General features: G+C 67.3%; 17 protein-coding genes. 13 read left to right on the top strand and 4 right to left on the bottom strand.

The features are described 5' to 3' along the window. From AC1DOC_RS02595 to AC1DOC_RS02575, 5 genes are all read left to right on the top strand, one after another. Positions 1-310, top strand: a 310-nt coding sequence (locus AC1DOC_RS02595; RefSeq protein WP_478129367.1) for a type 2 periplasmic-binding domain-containing protein, incomplete at its 5' end; no start/stop codon positions are given. Between the two features lie 200 nt (positions 311-510). Then, on the top strand, positions 511-2,124 hold the full coding sequence (locus tag AC1DOC_RS02590) for an AMP-binding protein (RefSeq protein WP_478129366.1): 1,614 nt from the start codon (positions 511-513) through the stop codon (positions 2,122-2,124). A gap of 47 nt (positions 2,125-2,171) precedes the next feature. Beyond that, positions 2,172-2,639 (top strand): VOC family protein, encoded by a 468-nt coding sequence (locus AC1DOC_RS02585; protein ID WP_015866203.1) that lies wholly within the window; start codon positions 2,172-2,174, stop codon positions 2,637-2,639. 78 nt (positions 2,640-2,717) lie between these two features. After that, a complete protein-coding gene (locus tag AC1DOC_RS02580; protein ID WP_478129365.1) occupies positions 2,718-3,353 on the top strand; it encodes a Bug family tripartite tricarboxylate transporter substrate binding protein in 636 nt (211 codons plus the stop codon). 2 nt (positions 3,354-3,355) lie between these two features. Further along, the gene (locus tag AC1DOC_RS02575) at positions 3,356-3,583 is read left to right on the top strand and encodes a tripartite tricarboxylate transporter substrate-binding protein (protein WP_478129364.1); all 228 of its coding nucleotides are present in this window, start codon (positions 3,356-3,358) and stop codon (positions 3,581-3,583) included. 48 nt (positions 3,584-3,631) lie between these two features. On the opposite strand, the gene AC1DOC_RS02570 is transcribed toward AC1DOC_RS02575, so the two are convergent. Next, entirely contained in the window at positions 3,632-4,222 is a 591-nt protein-coding gene (locus tag AC1DOC_RS02570) for a TetR/AcrR family transcriptional regulator (RefSeq protein WP_015866201.1), read from the bottom strand. Between the two features lie 101 nt (positions 4,223-4,323). Between AC1DOC_RS02570 and AC1DOC_RS02565 the strand changes: the two genes are divergently transcribed. From AC1DOC_RS02565 to AC1DOC_RS02555, 3 genes are read left to right on the top strand one after another with little or no spacing between them, the layout of a single operon-like run. Then, positions 4,324-5,112, top strand: coding sequence for a crotonase/enoyl-CoA hydratase family protein (locus tag AC1DOC_RS02565; protein WP_015866200.1), 789 nt, complete (start codon positions 4,324-4,326; stop codon positions 5,110-5,112). A 44-nt stretch (positions 5,113-5,156) separates the two neighbouring features. Beyond that, entirely contained in the window at positions 5,157-5,630 is a 474-nt protein-coding gene (locus AC1DOC_RS02560; protein WP_015866199.1) for a tautomerase family protein, read from the top strand. Positions 5,631-5,687: 57 nt separating this feature from the next. Next, positions 5,688-6,008 (top strand): putative quinol monooxygenase, encoded by a 321-nt coding sequence (locus tag AC1DOC_RS02555; protein ID WP_015866198.1) that lies wholly within the window; start codon positions 5,688-5,690, stop codon positions 6,006-6,008. A gap of 89 nt (positions 6,009-6,097) precedes the next feature. On the opposite strand, the gene AC1DOC_RS02550 is transcribed toward AC1DOC_RS02555, so the two are convergent. Further along, positions 6,098-7,027, bottom strand: coding sequence for an NAD(P)-dependent alcohol dehydrogenase (locus AC1DOC_RS02550; protein WP_436288371.1), 930 nt, complete (start codon positions 7,025-7,027; stop codon positions 6,098-6,100). 87 nt (positions 7,028-7,114) lie between these two features. On the opposite strand from AC1DOC_RS02550, the gene AC1DOC_RS02545 reads away from it, so the two are divergent. Then, entirely contained in the window at positions 7,115-7,723 is a 609-nt protein-coding gene (locus AC1DOC_RS02545; RefSeq protein ID WP_015866196.1) for a TetR/AcrR family transcriptional regulator, read from the top strand. 423 nt (positions 7,724-8,146) lie between these two features. On the opposite strand, the gene AC1DOC_RS02540 is transcribed toward AC1DOC_RS02545, so the two are convergent. Both AC1DOC_RS02540 and AC1DOC_RS02535 read right to left on the bottom strand, forming a co-directional pair. Beyond that, positions 8,147-8,710, bottom strand: coding sequence for a thioredoxin family protein (locus tag AC1DOC_RS02540; protein ID WP_478129363.1), 564 nt, complete (start codon positions 8,708-8,710; stop codon positions 8,147-8,149). A gap of 15 nt (positions 8,711-8,725) precedes the next feature. Further along, positions 8,726-9,109, bottom strand: a complete 384-nt coding sequence (locus tag AC1DOC_RS02535; protein ID WP_436298971.1) for a hypothetical protein — start codon at positions 9,107-9,109, stop codon at positions 8,726-8,728. Between the two features lie 353 nt (positions 9,110-9,462). On the opposite strand from AC1DOC_RS02535, the gene AC1DOC_RS02530 reads away from it, so the two are divergent. The 4 genes from AC1DOC_RS02530 to AC1DOC_RS02515 form a co-directional block, all read left to right on the top strand. Then, positions 9,463-14,709, top strand: coding sequence for a trifunctional serine/threonine-protein kinase/ATP-binding protein/sensor histidine kinase (locus AC1DOC_RS02530; protein WP_478129362.1), 5,247 nt, complete (start codon positions 9,463-9,465; stop codon positions 14,707-14,709). Between the two features lie 11 nt (positions 14,710-14,720). Continuing rightward, on the top strand, positions 14,721-15,386 hold the full coding sequence (locus AC1DOC_RS02525) for a response regulator transcription factor (protein ID WP_478079310.1): 666 nt from the start codon (positions 14,721-14,723) through the stop codon (positions 15,384-15,386). A 157-nt stretch (positions 15,387-15,543) separates the two neighbouring features. After that, positions 15,544-16,557: an ATP-binding protein gene (locus tag AC1DOC_RS02520; protein WP_436298968.1), complete on the top strand. Its 1,014-nt coding sequence runs from the start codon at positions 15,544-15,546 to the stop codon at positions 16,555-16,557. A 231-nt stretch (positions 16,558-16,788) separates the two neighbouring features. Beyond that, the coding region (locus tag AC1DOC_RS02515) for an ATP-binding protein (RefSeq protein WP_478129361.1) at positions 16,789-17,951 on the top strand (1,163 nt) is incomplete at its 3' end.

Below are 17,951 nucleotides of genomic sequence, written 5' to 3'. Positions count from 1 at the left end.
GCTCAGGACCGAGGTCGAACAGATGTTCGCCAATGCGGGCCTCGGTGCGCTGGACGTGCGCGTCGAGACCGACACCTCGGCCACGCTCATGATTCCGCTGCTGCGGCGAAGCGACCTGATCACGGTGCTTCCCGAGCAAGCGTTCCAGCCGCTCGCAGGCGAAGGGTTGGCGGCGCTGGACGTCGACCTGCATGCGCTGACGGGCGAAGTCACGGTCTATCACCGACGCAAGACGCMCTCCGTGGGACTGCTGATGGAACTGAAGCACCGGCTCGAGGCGCAGGCCCGCAGCAACTCCCTGTCTAGCTAGCGCAGCCAGCATTCCGCCCAGGAATCGATGTAGGAAGAAAAGTCGCCGGGACCTCCCTAGAGTTCTCGAACGGCTCCGGAGCGTTCTTTCGCAACATCCCGGATCATGCCGCCGCCATCGCGGTCCATGGCCAATGACCAGACCGCGGTCCCTCCCTATCGGCGAAGCCGGAAAGCGGCTTTGCAAAGAGAAAGCGACCGATGGATCTCAGGCAAAGCCTGTACGAACGCTTCCGCCAATCCGCGCAAGCATTCGAAAACAACCCCTTCCTGGCCGTTCCCGCACGCTTGGCCAACGCATGGGAGGTGCAACGGGAACTCCAGTTCGGTGAAGTCCTCGGCCGGGTCGACGCGCTGAAGGCGCAGTATGCGGACCAGGGTGTGGGCGAGGGAGACCRTGTGGCACTGGCCTTCGAGTCGCGGCCCGAGTTCGTCTTCCACTATCTGGCGCTCAACGCGCTGGGTGCCTGCGTGGTGCCGCTGAATACCGACCTGACGGTTGCCGAGCTGTCCTACCAGCTCGGGCACTCCGGCTGCGGTGCGGTGATCGGCCTGCCCGCGCTGCAGCCACTGCTCGCGGGTTCCATCGAAGCCTCGGGCCGCGCCATCCCGCTGAGCACGAATGGTCCGCAGGGGCTGCGCCGCTTGCCGCGCCGCGGCAATACGGCCGCGGTGCCAACCGAACCCTTGGACCGTGCGGCCGCCATCCTCTATACCTCAGGCACGACCGGCAGGCCCAAGGGCTGCGTGCTGAGCAACGACTACCTGCAGACGGCGGCGGACTATGCGCGCCAGCTGCCGCCGCATCTGGCCTTTGCAGTCGGCTCGGAGCGGCAGATGAATCCGCTGCCGCTCTATCACATGAACGCGATCAACACGCTGGGCACCGCCATCGTGACGGGCTCCTGCTATGTGATGCCGGGACGGTTCAGCGCGACGCACTGGTGGAACGACATCGCCGACACCGGAGCGACGCGCTTCAAATATCTTGGAATCATGATCCCGGCATTGCTGGGGCAACCCGAAACCGAGCGCGACCGGCACTCGGGTGTGAGCGTGGCGTTTGGCGCGGGCGTCGATCCGGTGCTCCACGAGCGGTTCGAAACGCGGTTCGGCATCCCGCTCATCGAGGTCTGGGGAATGACGGAAACCGGCCGCTTCATGTGCGTCGACCGCGAGCCGCGCCAGATCCATACGCGGGCATGCGGCCGACCGCTGCCGGGGCTGCAGGCCCGCATCGTCGACGACGCGGGGCACGAAGTGGCCGACGGCACCGCAGGCGAACTGGTGGTGCGCCACACCGCAGAAAACCCGCGCCAAGGCTTCTTCAGCGGCTACCTCGACGACCCGGAGGCGACCGAAGCCGCGTRGGCCGGCGGCTGGTTCCACAGCGGCGACCTGTGTACGCGTTCGACCGATGGCTTGTTCACCTTCGTCGACCGCAAGAAGAACATCGTGCGACGCAGCGGCGAGAACATCTCCAGCGCGGAAGTCGAAGCCGTGCTGGCCGCCAGCCCGCTGGTCAAGCAGGTCGCCGTGATGGCGGTGCCCGACGATCTGCGCGACGAGGAGGTTCTTGCCTGCGTGATTCCGGCCGCTGGGACGGCCCGCGACCATTCCCTGGCCATGGCGCTGCATCAGTTTGCTGCGGAACGGCTTGCCTACTACAAGCCACCCGGCTGGATCTGCTTCGTCGACGAACTGCCGATCACCGGCACGCAGAAGGTGCAGAAGCACCGCATCTTCCCCGACGGCTTTCGCGCCGATCTTCCCGGCCTGCACGACCTGCGCGACCAGAAGCGCTGGAAGAAGTGAAGCAGGCCGCCATCGTTCCAAACCACGCCAACAGAGAGAAAGAAAGCATGACAGAAGTCACCTCCAGCTTGGGGCCCAGCCGCAGCCGCCCCTATGGTCTGGGCGATCGCTATCACCTCCAGCACGTCCACCTGTTCGCGTCGAACATCGACGAGACCATCGCGTTCTATGAAAAGTGGTTCGATGCCCGCGTCACCTGGGACGGCGACTATGGCGGTGCACGCAACGTGTTCATGAAGATCGGCATTGGCGCCATGCACCTGTACGAGCAATCGCCGCGCGATCTGGGCCGCAATGCCGTGCATCACCTGGGGATGCAGGTGGTCGGCCTGCAGGAGGTCTACGAGCGCATGAAGGCGGCGGGCCTGCATCTGCCCAACCCCGTGCGCGAGCACTCCGGCGGCGGCTACTTCATGGTCAAGGCACCGGACGATGTGCTGCTCGAGGTGTTCGAGCCTGGCAGGAACCGCGATCCGCGCGTGCGGGATTACTACGGACTGGGCACCGGCGAATAAGACGACCGCGCTGGCATTCACGTTCACAAGAATCGCTGCCCGCCATACGAACCGGCGCAGCAACCGAAGGAGACAAACATGCAATTCATCAAGATCGTCATCGCGGCCGCGGCCCTCGCCTGCAGCGGCTTTTCATCGGCCCAGAGCTACCCCACCAGGCCGGTGACCCTGGTGGTGCCGGCCGCGCCCGGCGGGGGAACGGACATTCTGGGCAGGGTGTTTGCCGAACAGCTCAAGAAGCGGCTGAACCAGCCGGTGCTTGTGGACAACAGGGCAGGCGCCTCAGGAATGATCGGAACGCAAGCGGTTGCCAAGGCAGCCCCGGATGGCCATACCTTGCTGTTCACCTATTCGTCGCCGATCTACTACGCGCAGCACACCTTCAACAACGTTCCATACGACGTCAAGCGCGATCTGGCGGTGATCTCGGAGGTTGCGACCAACACGATGATCCTTGTGGTGAACAAGGATGTGCCCGCAAGGAACATGAAGGAGTTCATTGCATGGGCAAGAAAGGAGAAGGGACATCTCAGCTACGGATCCCTTGGCACAGGCTCGGGTGGGCATCTCACGGCAGCGTACCTGAGCAAGACTCAAGACCTTGATATGGTCCACGTGCCCTACAAGAGCGAGGCGCCTTTTGCCCAGGATCTTGCGGCGGGAATGGTGCCCTGGGGAATGGGAACGCTCGCTTCCCTGATCCCGAGCTTGTGACCATGTCTTGGTTCGTGCTGGCGGCTCCCGCAGGAACGCCAAAGCCGGTCCTCGAACTGCTCGAGAAACACGCACGCGAAATAGCGCATACCCCCGCGATGAAGGCAAGGCTGGAGGAGCTGGGGATGGACGCTGTTGGCGGCAGTGCAGCCGACTTTCGTCGCAACTTCGATGCCACGGGGCCTCTCATCGAGAAGCTCGTGAAGATCTCGGGCGCTCGAAACGAATAGGTCATTCGTGACAACGCCCAAGGTCTCGCCCTGCCGCACGGAAGAGGTTCAGCGCGCGGTCGCCGCCATCAGCATGGCTTTCAGCTCCAGCTGCACATCATCGAGCGCCCGCGTGCTGCGCGAGGCTCGGCACATCGCCACCGTGCCTTCGATGGCAGCCACGGTGAGCGCCCCCAGCCGCTGCGCGCGGCCTGCGGCCACGCCCTCGCGTCGCAGCGCGGCGGCGAGGATGGCTTCCCAGCGCTCGAAGGCCTCGCGAGCGAGTTCGCGAAGGTGCTCCCCCGATGCGGCGTCCTCTTCGTCCGCCATGGGTTCCACCGCCACCGCCAGCACAGGGCAGCCGGCCTCGAAACCGGAGCTCTCGAGGATGCGCCGCCACCAGCCGACGAAGGCCTGCAGGCCTTCCACCGCGCCGCGCTCCTTCATCAGCGTTTCCAGCGGCACCGCCACGCTCTCGGCGGCGTGGCGCACCGCCTCTTCCAGCAGCTGCTGCTTGCCGCCGGGGAAATGATGGCCCAGCGAGCCGCGCGGCGTGCCGGTGTGCTGCACCACGGTTCGCAGGCTCGTGGCGTGCACGCCGCGCCGGCTCAGCAGGTCGGCGGCGCCGGCGATCATCTTGTCTCTGGTGGTGGAGGACATGCGGGTTCTTCTCTATGTCGAATGTCATAGGGAGTGTATGATGAAAATTAATATGACACTTGACATAGAAATGACGACGCCCAGCCCAAGGAGAACCCGCCATGGCAGATGAAACCATCGCGCCGCAGGTGCAAATGTCGGTCCAGGACCACGTATGCGTGATCTCGCTGGACAACCCGGCGAAGAAGAACGCCATCACGCCGGAAATGATGCAGCAGCTGTCGCAGCACCTCACGGCTTTCGACGATGACGACGAGCTCTGGGTGGCCGTGCTGGACCCGGCGGGCGAGCACACCACCGCGGGGCTGGACATGCCGAAGTTCTTCGGCCCGGGCGCAACCGCGAAGCCGATCCCGCCGCAGCAGGTGGATCCGCTCGGGCTGGGCCGGCGCTGCCGCAAGCCGGTGATCTCCGTCGTGCACGGCATCACCTACACAGTGGGCATCGAGATGATGCTCGCGGCCGACATCGTCATTGCGGCCGACACGGCGCGCTTTCACCAGCTGGAGGCCAAACGCGGCATTGCGCCGCTGGGCGGGGCGCACTTCCGCTACCTGCAGCGCATGGGCTGGGGCAATGCGATGCACCTGCTGTTCCTGTGCGAGGAGTTCTCGGCGCAGCGCGCGCTGGAGGTCGGCCTGGTGCAGGAGGTTCATTCCTACGGCGCCCACCGCGAGCGCGCGCTCGACATCGCTCGCCGCATCTGCGCCTGTGCGCCCATCGGCCTGCGCGCCACCAAGGCGGCGGCGCTGACGTACGTGCAGCAGGGCGAGGCCGCTGCGATCGCCGCCATTCCCGAGATCCGCAAGCAGGTCTTCGCCAGCGCCGACTTCAAGGAAGGCCTTCAGTCGTTCATGGAACGGCGCGAGGCCCGCTTCCAGGGCCGCTGAAGCTCCGGCCACCGCCTCGTTCAATCTCGTCCACTGATCCCGTCATGACCATCGTTACCGTAACCACTCCCGAAGGCCGTCTTTCTCTCGAACAGCGGCGAGAACTCGCCCAGTCGCTGACCGACGCGGTGCTCGTCCCCGAGGTCGGCCAGTTCGCGCCGCCAGCCCGCATCGGCTTCCAGGTGCACTTCGTCGAACGCACGCCCGATCGCATGGCGATCGGCGGCCGGCTGCTTTGCGACCAGTCGCCTGCGCCCGACGTCGCCACCTTCGACATCTGCGTGATGGATGCGGCCTGGCCGACGCCGGTGCGCAAGCAGGTGACCGAGAACGTGCTGGGCGCAATGGCCAAGGCGTGCGCCATGGAGCAGCCATCGCCGGCCTGGTGGACCACGTTCCGCACCATCGACGAAGGCAGCTGGGGTTCGCGCGGCAGCGTGCTGTCGATCCTGGACCTGTTGGGCAGCGGCGTATTCACGCCCGAACGCGTGGCCGAGATCCGCAAGGCCCTGGGCTGAACGCGCCAGGCGCGAAGCTCTCCTCCGAGGACACTGACAAGAAGCGAGGCATCCATCATGGCGATCATCGTCGCGGTCAAGTACAGGCTGCAGCCCGGCAAGCGGGACGAGCTGCTGACCTTCGTCTCGGAAAACGTCATCAATACCCGGTGCGAGCCGGGCAACCTGGAATACACCCACTACCCGTCTCTCGAGGACGAGCAGGAGATGTTCGTCTTCGAGATGTGGGAAGACATGAAGAATCTGGATGAACACATCCGCATGCCCCACTACGTCGCGTTTGCCGACAGGCGCATGCCGATGCTGGAGTCCTGGGAGGCCCGGATCTACGAGGCTCGTCTCCTGCGCGAGGTAAAGAAGGCGCCTTTGTCGGACTGAAGGTCGCTTGAAGTCGCCCTTCTTGCCCGTCGCGGCCACGCCGCTGTCGGCAGCCGGGCCGCGGCGCGACTCTGCACACGCGGGCTCAGTCAGAAGGTCAGCACGACCCTGCCAGATACGCGCAGGCCGCCCTCGACCGCGGCGATTGTGGCAACGGCTTCGGAGAACGGCTTCTCCAGGCCGATCGCAGGCTTCAGAGTGCCCTGGGCTGCGAGCTCGGCGATGGCGGCCAGATGTTTGAACCCCATCGTCGCGAACGCGATCTTGTAGCGGCGCGACAGCAGTCCATGGACAATCCTGCGCGGTGTCGGGTTGATGTCGATGAAAAGGCCCTTGGGCTTGAGCATCGACATTCCGCGACGCAAGTCCAGCGTGCCGGCCGTGTCGAAGATCGCATCGAATGGCTCGACACCATGCCACCAACCCTCGACTGCGTAATCGAAGACTGGATACACACCCGCCGCCTTCGCGGCATCCATGGATGCCCGGCTGCATGTCCCGGCAACCTGAGCACCGTTGGCAACGGCCAGCTGGACCGCCATCGAGCCCACAGCGCCCGTGCAACCGTTGATCAGCACGCGCGCGCCTTTCGACACCTGCGCCTTGTCGAGAATCGCCGCCCAGGCCGTGGCAGCGGAAATCGGAAGACAGGCGGCTTCGGCGAACGAGAGTTGCGGCGGCTTCTTAGCCACATGGCGGGAATCGGTCACCAGGACCTCCGCAAAGGCTCCTGGCTTCTTGAAATCCATAGTGCCGAAGACCTCGTCGCCCACCTGGAACTCGCGCACGCCCTCGCCCACTGCCTCGACCACGCCGGCGAAGTCGGACCCCATGCCCTTGGGAAATTCCCTGCCCATGAAGAGCTTCATGGCGCCTTGTCGCTGTTTCCAGTCCAGCGGGTTGATGGCTGCTGCCCTGACCCTGACCCGCACCTGTCCCGGCGCCGGCTGCGGCGCCTCGCAGTCCGCCATGCGCATCGTGGCAGCACCGCCGTAGTGATCGAACTGGACCCGATTCATGGATTCTCCGATAGTTGCACCGAGTGCAGATATTAATGCACTCAGTGCAAATATGCAACCAGTGCAATCGCCTGCTACGATTCGACCATGGTGCAAGCAGAACTGCCTCAGAACGGATTGCGCGAAAGGAAACGCCGCGAGACGCTTCAACGCGTTGCGCAGACGGGCCTCGAGTTGTTCGTCGTCAAGGGCTATGAACAGACCACGCTGGACGACATCGCGGCCGCCGCCGGCATATCGAGGCGGACTTTCTTCCACTACTTCAAGTCGAAGGACGAGATCCTGCTGGCTTGGCAGGGAGGACTGGTCGAGTCGGTTCGTGCCTCCGTGCTCGAGGTATCGACCGATCAATCGCCTCTGGATGCCTTGTGCGGTGCGTTGCTGAAGCAGGCCTCGCACTACGACACGTCCACCACGCTCGTCATCGCGCATCTTCTTCGATCGAGCGACCAGCTGCGCGCAGCCAACCAGGCCAAGTACCTGCAGATGGAGCAGGCGGTGTTCGAAGCGCTCTGTCGCCTCTGGCCACAGCGCACCCGCCGCGAAGGCCTGCGAATGGTGGCAATGGTCGGCATGGGCGCTTTCCGTGTTGCCGTCGATGAATGGGCCGACGGCGGAGGAAAGGAGCCATTCACCCGGCGCATCGAGAAGACATTCGCCAACTTGCGCGCCGAGCTGATGAGTGGAAGGGCATAGCCATCGAGGCCTTCATCCGGTGATCGCCGTCCTTGGCGTCTGCGCGATTCGGCAGTTCAGAACTGCTTGCCGTCGCGGCCTCGTAGGTCCCATGCATTCGTCTGCGGCTGCTCGATGGAGAGCAACCCGAGAATGCGCACGATGGCCGCTTGTACTTCGCAGATCGCCTCGATCTGCCGGCACCGCTGCGCGTCTTCGTGGACTTCATGGGCAACCAGGCGTGGGACTGATCCGCACCGACGAAGCTGGTGGCGTCCCGTCGAAGCAAAGGACGGCCGAACGCCCCGCCCGCTTCATGTTCGATCGCGTTTTCGGGCACCCGCGAATTCGCGGGCGGTGATGCATTGGCAGCTCACCGGATTGCGCACTTCATGCGCGAAACCGCCCGCAAGGAAAAGCAGCGCGAACCAGAGCTTCCTCATCTCAGCTTCCCGCCGCGGGCGCCGGTTCGGCCAGCAGCGACTGGATCTTTTTCTCGGTGGAGGCGTAGCTGCCTTCGCCAAAGTGCGAGTAGACGATCTTTCCTTGCTTGTCGATCAGGTAGACCGCCGGCCAGTACTGGTTGTTGAAGGCCTTCCAGGTGGCGTAGTGGTTGTCTTGCGCAACGGCGTGCTTGATCTGCAGCCGGCTGATCGCGTCCTGCACATTCCGGGTGGACTTCTCGTACGCGAACTCCGGCGTGTGCACGCCCACGACGACGAGTCCCTTGTCCTTGTACTTCTCGTTCCACGCCTGGACGTAGGGCAGGTGGTTGAGGCAGTTGMTGCAGGTGTAGGTCCAGAAKTCGACSAGCACGACCTTGCCGCGCAGGTCCTGCAGCTTCAGCGGCGGGGAGTTGAGCCACTGGTCGATGTTCTGGAACTCGGGCGCGGTCTGCGCGGCGCTGGCGGGTATGTCGCCTCCGGACGGCGCTGCCGCCGCGGTGAATATGCCGACCGAGGCTGCAACGGCCGCCACGCCGATAAGCACATTGGATCTCATGGTCACGGTGAGCTCCGGCGTTCAGCGCAAGGTGACACCGTCGGCGATGCCCGCCTGGCGCGTCGGGAGCACCCCGTGGATGCCGTACTGGGCAGGCACGCGGCTGTTGACGAAGGCCTCGACATAGAGGTTCTGGCCCGACGCGTGAGCGAGTGCGCGGGCTTCGGCCTGCACGGCGGAGCGGTCGAGCGTGGAGGGCAGCGCCGCAACCACACCCGAAGAGGCGCCATCGGCATAGGGATCCGCGGCGTGCGCAGCCGCGACAGCCTGGGCGCGAACGTCGCTGCGGGCGAGCGTCGAGTGCGTCTGCAACACGCCTTGATATTCCTCGGCATGGGCCTGCACTCCCACGAGAGCGGCAAGGATGGAGAACGAGGCAGCACTGGCGATTCGAGAGAGCTTCATGGTGATTTCCTTGGTAGTGAAGTGAGCTTGGGTAGAGAGAGCGAATGAATTGTTTGCCGCGCCCTCCCCTTCCGGCACAGATTGCGTATGCCTATGTGTCAGCGCTGGAACTGCACACACTACGTTTCCAAGTCGTCGGCCTTGCGGCGCGACGTGAAGCACCCTGAAGGCCAGGCCTAACAACACCTAACACACGCCAACGCTCCCGACTGCCTCCACGCGGGCATTTGCGCTCCAATAGATACGCAGCGAAAGGACACCCGTCTCAAGACCATGCCGAGCAGCAGCGGACCGGGGCGTCCGGATCGCACAGAGGCATGTCCAGAACCGAACCTCCTTCGGAAGCTACCCCCATGCGACAAGAAGAACTCAGCGAGCGCCGCCAGGCAGAGATCCCGGACAGCACCCTTTACCTCGATCGCGCGGAAACCGAGCCCGCACACGGCCGTCTGCATATTTTTGCTGCGGTACAGGAGACCGTCGAACAGCAGTTCTCCGGTGCAGGCCTGCTTTCGCGGGATTTTTACGACCTGGGCACAGGCACGCCGCGCCTGGAACGCGCCAGCGCCGCCGGCTGCGCATCCTGGCTTGTTGCAGGGCGCGGCCAGGTCGCCCCGGCCACACTGGCCACCCTCCAGCGCGAGTATGCGTTCCGCAGCGCCTTGCACGAGAACTGGGCCGCGGTGCCGATGGCGCTGGTGCCGCACGGCGAAGGGGCGCTGCTGGTTCTCAAAGACCCGGGCGGCGAACTGCTGCGCCGGACCGCCCGGCCGGTCCGCAACATGGAAGCATTCATTGCGCTGGCACTCCAGCTCACCGCCGCCGTGCAGGCCATGCACGCGGCAGGCGTGATGCACCGCGCGCTGACGCCCGATCGCCTGCTGTGCACGCCCGGCGCAAGCGCCTACCTGACGGGTTTCGGCTACGCAGCGCGGCTCGATGCGGACAACGGCGTGCCGGCCGACGGCAGCCTGGCATGGGACGAGGACAGCTTCGACTACATGGCGCCCGAACTCGGCGGGCGCATGAACATTCGCGTCGATGCGCGCGCCGATCTCTATTCACTCGGCTGCATCCTCTACGAACTGCTGACCGGCAGGCCTCCCTTCCAGGGCGAAGACGTTGCGGAACGGATCCACGCGCATGCGACGCAGAAGCCCCGCCCGCCCGGCGAACTGCGAGAGGGCGTCCCCGCGCAACTGTCGCTGCTGGTCCTGAAGCTCCTCGAGAAAGCGCCCGATCACCGTTATGGCAGCGCTGCGAGCGTGCTCGCGGACCTGCGCCACTGCGAGACGCTGCAGCGCCAGCGGGGATGCATTCCGCCCTTCGCGCTCGACGCCCATGCCACGCTGCACAGGATGCTGCGCACGCAGCAGGTGCTGGGCCGCGATGCCGAGCTGCAGACCCTGGACGCGCTCTACCGCGAAGTCGCCGGCAGTGCGCGATCGCGCGTGGCCTGGGTCTCGGGCCCATCGGGCATCGGCAAATCGATATTGCTGCGCGAGGCGGTGGCGCGCATCCAGCAATCGGGCACGCCGCTGCTGGCGGCGGTCAAGAGCGAGGAAGGCAGCCTCGGCAGGCCCTACGCGGTGCTGGTGCAGGCGCTCGAGCAGCTGCTGCAGTTCGTGCTCGGCTGCCCCGAGGACGAGTTCGCGATCTGGCAGGACCGGATCCGCGCCGCCACGAACGCGGTCGATCGCACCCTGGCCGGCTTCCTGCCCTCCCTGGCCCTGGTGCTCGGCCCGCAGGCCGAGACGCCCGAATCGCCAGACACCGCACCCGCGATCGAACGGGAGCGCGTGCTCCACGGCATGGCACGCCTGCTGGCCTGCTTTGCAACGGCCGCGCGGCCCCTGCTGCTGTGGCTGGACGACCTGCAATGGGCGGATGCGGGAACCCTGCAGGTGCTCGAGCGCCTGCTTCACCAGTATCCCGGCAAGGCGCTGCTGCTGGTCGGCGCGTTCCGCGCCAAGGAGGTGGACGCGAACCATCCGCTGCGCACGGGCCGGCTTGCCGAAGTGCCCGATGCGGCAACCATGGAACTCGGCCCGCTCGACGAGGGCGCCCTGCGCGAACTGATCGCGCAGGCACTGCAGCAGGATGCCGATGCGCTCGGCCCGCTGGCCGAGGTGATCGGCCGCAAGACCCGGCGCAACCCGTTCTTTGCCCAGCACCTGCTCGGGCTGCTCGCCGACGACGGCCTGCTTGCCTACGATGCGCAGGCCGCGGCCTGGCGCTGGAGCCTGGAGCGCATCGCGGCTCATCCGGGCATCGACAACGTCGTCGACCTGCTGGCGCGCCGCTTCGAACAGCTGCCGGGCCCCACGCAATCCGTGCTGCAGCTGCTTTCCTGCCTTGGCCACCGTGCCTCGGGCGAAGCGCTCGCCGTCGCCGCGGGCCTGGCCTCCGGCGCCGACGCGCTGCGCAGCCTCGAAGCGGCGCTCGAACCGGCGCTGCAGGCCGGCAGCGTCTGCCGCGAGGACGGTGACTGGGTGTTCTGCCACGATCGCTTCCGCGAAGCGGCCTACGCCTCGATCCCGCCGGAGGAGCGCGCACCGCTGCACCTGCAGGTCGCGCGCCGGCAGCTTGCGCACCCGGCCATGTCGGCGCAGGTGTTCGCGATTGCCGCGCAGGCCGGGCTCGCGCGGCCGGCGGTCGATGCGCCCCACGAGCGGCGCCGCTTCGCCAGGCTCAACCTCGAGGCCGGCCGCCAGGCCAAGGCCGCAACGGCACACCATTCGGCCCTGGGCTTCTTCCGCGCCGCGCTCGACTTCCTCGGCGAGGACGATGTCAGCGAGGACGGCCTTGCCGCGCGCGCCTCGTGCGGCGAGGCCGAATTCATGACCGGTGCGCTCGAAGTCGCCGAGGCGCGCCTGGCGGCACTGGAGCAGGTGGCGGGCGACGGCATCTTCGGCGCGGACCTGGCGCGCCTGCGGGCCGCGCTCTACACCACGCTCGGCCGCTTCGACCTGGCGCTGGGCGTCGGGCTGGCGTTCCTGCGCAAGTCGGGCATCCACGTGCCGATGCAGCCCGACGACGCCGCGGTCGACCGCGAATACGCGCAGCTCCAGGCGTGGCTCGAGCGCCATGGCATGGACGCGCTGCGGCAGCTGCCGGTCGCGACCGATCCGCTGCGCCGCGCCATCACCAACATCTTTGCCGACCTCATTCCGCCAGCGCTGTATACCGACCAGAACCTGGTCGACCTGATCCTGCTGCGCATGGCCAACCTCGGGATCGTGCACGGCCACACGGATGCCTCGGCGGACGGGTACGTGTGCATGACGCAGGTCTTCGGCGTGCGCTATGGCAACTACGCCGCGGCGCGCGAGTTCGGCGCGCTGGCACTGCACCTGGTCGACGAGTGCGGCCTCGTCCGCTACCGCGGCCGCGTCCACATGGCCTTCGGCACCATGATCGTGCCCTGGACGCAACCCGCCCGCGCGGCGCGCGACTACATCCGCCGCGCCTACAAGGTTTTGGTGGAGACCGCGGACCATACCTTCGCGATCTACTGCGCCCCCAACGAGGCCTCCGGCATGTTGTTCGCGGGCGAATTCCTGGGCGAGGTGCGCGACACGGTCGAGCGCGGCCTGGCCATCGCGCGCGACGCGAATTTCCAGTTCGTGGTCGATGCGCTGCTGTCCCAGAAACTGCTGCTGACACGGCTGCAGGACGGCACCCGCGGCGACCCCGGCGAAGCGCCGCGCCTGCCCCCGGAAGGCGCGCCGCCCACGCTGGTGGACTTCGAATACTGGGTGTACCGGCTGGAGGGCGCGCTGCTGTGCGGCGAGCTCGCGGAGGCGCTCGAGGCCCGCGGCCGCGCCGAGGCCTGTGCGTCGGCGGGACGCACCTTTGCCGAGAGCGGCGAACTGCCGTACTACGGCGCGCTGGCGCTGCTTGCGCTGCCCGCGCGCGACGCCGCGCAGCAGGCGGCGCTGCAGCGCGACGTGAACCAGCTTGCCGCCTGGTCGCTGGCCTGCCCCGACAACTTCTCGGCCCGCTTCGAGCTGGTGCGCGCCGAGCTGGCCCGCGTCGACGGCAGGCCGCTCGAAGCGAGCGAGGCCTATGCGCACGCGGTGTCGAAGGCCCGCCGCAATGGCTTCACGCAGGTCGAGGCGCTGGCCGCCGAACTGGCCGCCGCGTTCCACGCCGGCCGCGGCGATGAACTGTCCGCGCATGGCCACCTGCGCTACGCACGCGGCGCATGGCAGCGCTGGGGCGCCACGGCCAAGGTGCGGCAGCTGCAGGCCGCCCATCCCGCGGTGTTCGAGCAAGACGCATGGGCGCCCGCCGCGAGCCGCCTCCAGGCGCTCGACGCGCAGGCCGTGCTGCGCATCTCGACAGCGCTCGCGAGCGACATCGTCCCCGCGCGGCTGGTGGAAACGCTGCTGCGCACCGCGCTCGAGAGTGCCGGCGCCGGCTACGGCACGCTGACGCTGCTGCGCCAGGGTGCCTGGCAGGTGCGCGCGCAGGCCCAGGTGCTGGCCGGCGCCATCTCGGTGACGCAGGAGCCGGTCGCGCTCGGCAGCGGCACCTGCCCGGTATCGATCGTGCAGTCCGTCGCGCGCACCCAGCAGCGCATCGTGGTGGGCGATGCGCGCGAGGAGCCGTCCCTGGCCCAGGACGACTACGTGCGCCGCCGGCGGCCGCGCTCGGTCCTGTGCGTGCCGTTGATGCGCCATGCGACGCTCATCGGCGTGCTGTACCTCGAGAACAACCTCGCGGCCCACGTCTTCACGCAATCCAAGGCCGAGGTGCTGGAAGTGATCGCCTCGCATGCGGCCTTCGCGCTGGAGAACGCCCGCCTCTACGAAGAGCTGCTCGAGCAGAACCACCAGCGCGCCCTTGCCGAAGAAGAACTGCGCGGGGCGCTTGCCGAACTCGAGCGCGCGAGCCGCCTGAAGGCCATGGGCGAACTGGTGGCGTCCATCGTCCACGAAATCGRCCAGCCAATCGCGGCCGTCGACACCTCCGCCAGCGCCGCGCTGCGCTGGCTCGATCGCAGCACGCCGGATATTTCCGAAGCGCGCGAGATGCTCATCCACATCAGCAAGAGCGCGCTGCGGGCCCGCACCATCATCCAGGGCCTGCGGGCCAAGGCGCGCAAGGCCGAGCCGCAGTTTGCGGTGTTCGACCTCAACGAAGCGCTGCGCGAAGCGGTCACGCTGGTTGCCGGCCCGCTCGAATCGCTGGGCATCGTGCTCGAGCTGCAGGGCCTGGACGCGCCGGAGCCGGTCTACGGCGACCGCGTCCAGCTGCAGCAGGTTGCCGTGAACCTGCTGATGAACGGCGCCGAATCGATGACGGGGCTCGAGCACGGCGCACCGCGGCGGCTGCGGCTGGCATGCGCGAGCGACCAGGAAGGCCGCGTGCGCGTTGCGGTGGACGACGTCGGCACCGGCATCGGCGCCGAGGACGCCGACCGGCTGCTGCAGCCCCTCTTCAGCACCAAGGCCAACGGCATGGGCATGGGCCTGGCGATCTGCAAGTCGATCCTCGATGCGCACGGCGGGACGCTGGCCCTGCTGCCGCGCGAGACGGTGGGGACGCGTGCCGTATTCACGCTGCCGCGTCCCGATCCGGTGCAACCGACCTGAGCCGACCACCCATGCATCCTGCCACCGATCTCTCCTCACCCTTGCAGGCGGACCGCGATACGCGCGTCGTCTACATCGTCGATGACGACGAACTCGTGCGCAATGCGCTGGGCAGCCTGCTGCGTTCGATCGACCTGGAGGTCCGCACCTTCGCCGACACCGAGGAATTCCTTGCCGCGCCGCGTGCCGGCGGCGCTTCCTGCCTGGTGCTGGACGTGCGACTGCGCGGCCAGAGCGGCCTGGCCTTGCAGCAAACCCTGCTGCAGCCCGGCCGCGCGCCGATCCCTATCATCTTCATGACGGGCCACGGCGACATCGCCATGACCGTGCGGGCGATGAAGGCCGGCGCCATGGACTTCCTGAGCAAGCCCTTTCGCGAGCAGGACATGATCGATGCGGTCACCGCCGCGCTGGACAAGGACGCCAGGCGCCTGGCGCTCGGGCACTCGCTGCATGCCTTGCGCGTGTGCTGGGACTCGCTCACGCCGCGCGAGCGCGAGGTGGTGCAGCATGTGGCCGCGGGCCTGATGAACAAGCAGATCGCCGCCCGCATGGGCATTGCCGAGATCACCACCAAGATCCATCGGGGCCAGGCGATGCGCAAGATGAACTCGCGCTCGGTCGCGGACCTGGTGCGCAAGATGGAAGCGCTCGGCCTCTTGCAAGACGCGCACTGAACGCGCCGCTCGGCACGGCCTCACCGGTCCACACGGACGCATGGTGACGGCAAACCTTCGTAGGGGTTGGCCGAACGCTGGTGCAATGGTGTGCGCGCCCTCCCCCGTGATGTCATCTCCTTTGTGCCGGCCGTTGCGCCGGCGAACGGAGAAAGAGATGACCTGCAGCCCCTTGAAGTCCATCGGCACCATCCATCCCAATACCGCCAACGACATGGCGCTGGCCGCGGCCCGCGCGCTCGCCGTCCTCGCGCTCGGGCAGAACGCACATGCTGCGGCGCTTGCGCCAACGGCCTGCGCGATCAGCGGCAGCACGCTGTGGCTCCTGGGCATGCCGCTGCTCGCCGGCCTCGCGCTGGTGGCGGCGTTCCTCGGATTCAAGCTCCAGGCCCACCGTGCGAGTGCGGCGCGCCTGGCCGTCATGCTGGAACGCGCGGCAAGCGACGCCCGCATACCTGCGCTGGAAGAAAGCGGTCCGGCCGACATCGCCCGGGTGGCGCGCGCGATCAATACACTCGGCCGCCGGCAGGCCGAGCGCCAGGCGCAGCACCTGGACGTGCAGGCCGGCTATGCGCACGACCTGCGCACGCCGCTCACCCGCATGGGACTGCGCTGCGAAATGCTCGGGGACGCCGAGGCGCGCAAGGCCATGGAGCGGGACCTCGCCGAGATGCGCGAGCTGGTCGAAGGCAGCATCGCCTGCGCGCGGATGCAGCACAGCCTGGCCGAGCCGCTGCAGCGGGTCGATGCCGATGGCCTGATCGGCAACCTGGTGCGCAACTACCGCGACTCGGGCCGTGCGATTGCGCTCGACGGATGCATCGGCCAGCCGGTGGTTGCCTGCCCCCTCGCGCTGCGGCGCGTGCTGGCCAACCTGATCGACAACGCCTTGCGCTACGGCACGGATGTTCGCGTTTGCGCCCGCGTCGATAAGACGAGCCTCGTGCTGGCCGTGGTCGACTCCGGCCCGGGCATCCGGCCGGCGCAGATCGACGCCGTCCTCTCCCCCTGGGTGCGGGGGCAGCAGCTGCAAGAGGGCAAGCCCGGGTCCGGCCTCGGCCTGGCGATCTCCCGGCGCCTGGTGCAGGCGATGCAGGGCGAGCTCCATCTGGAGAACCGCCGCAGCGGCGGGTTCGAGGCACGGTTGACGCTGCCGCTCGTGGTCGCGTGACGCAGGCGCGGACGCAGGCGCCGGAGGGGCAAGGCGCCGCCCGCTGCATTTTTGCGGTGCGCTGATGAATACCAGAAATGCCATCGCGTCTTCGCACCGAGGCCGATGAGCCTCTGGCTGTAAACTCCGGCGGCCTCGGCGACGCGCGAATCTGCTGCCATTCGTGAGCGGAGCATCCAGGAACTTTCAAATCCAATTTCGTCCCGCATTCCATTGAGCCCGCCACCGGCCATGAGGAAAGAACCGCTCGCCCAGCCAGGCGAGATCGTTTCATTCGGCCCTTTCACCCTGCGAGTCAACGAGCGGCTGCTGGCGCGCAACGGCGTGCCGCTGGACCTGGGCGGCCGCGCCATGGATGTGCTCCTCGCGCTGATCGCCAGGGCCAACGCCGTGGTGAGCAAGGAGGAACTGCTGGCAGAGGCCTGGCCCGGCGTGGTCATTTCAGACGGAAGCCTGCGCTACCAGATCACGATGCTGCGGCAGGCGCTCGGCGATGGGCAGGATGGCGCACGCTATGTGTCGAACATCGTCGGCCGCGGCTACTGCTTCGTCGCCAAGATTTCCAGGACCTTTGCCGAGCCGGAGGTGCAGGCGCAGCGGGATGAGTCGCCGGTCGAGCCTGGCTTGCCTGCGCCGCCGGGCCTGCTGGTCGGGCGCAGCGGGGATCTGGCTGCCATTGCGGCGCAGCTTGCCAAGGGACGCTTCGTCACGCTGGTGGGTACCGGGGGCGTCGGCAAGACGACGGTCGCGGTCCGGACCGGGCACGATCTGCTGGACGATTTCGCCGGCGCGGTCGTCTTCGTGGACCTGGCGACACTCACCGATCCTTCCCTGGTCCCGACCGCCATCGCCTCGATGCTGCGGCTCTCGGTGCGTTCCGCCGATCCGGTTCCCAGCCTGATCTCGTACCTGCGCGAGCGCCGGATGCTCCTCGTCCTGGACAACTGCGAACACGTGATCGCGGCGGCAGCTTCGCTGGCCGAGAGAATCTTCCAGGCCGCGCCCAGCATCCATATCCTGGCCACGAGCCGGGAGGCGCTGCGGGTCCGGGGCGAGTATGTCCACCCGCTGAATCCGTTTGCCAGTCCGCCGGACCTTCCCGGCCTCGGCGCGCGCGAGATCCTCGCGTATCCCGCCACGCGCCTGTTCGTGGACAGGGCCGAGGCCAGCGGAAGCACGCTCGACCTCGACGGCACCGACGCGCCGATCATCGCGAACATCTGCAGAAAGCTCGATGGCGTGGCGCTGGCCATCGAACTCGCGGCGCGCCGCGTGTCGACCTATGGACTGCACCAGACCGCCACGCTGCTGGACGAGCGGCTGGCGCTTTCATGGCTCGGCCAGCGCGGCGCGCAGCCGCGGCACGCCACGCTGCAAGCCACGCTGGACTGGAG

The organism is Variovorax sp. 01T439_2 (assembly GCF_056398445.1).
Note: the sequence above shows the minus strand (reverse complement) of the source record. Positions and strands in the feature narration are given on the sequence as shown.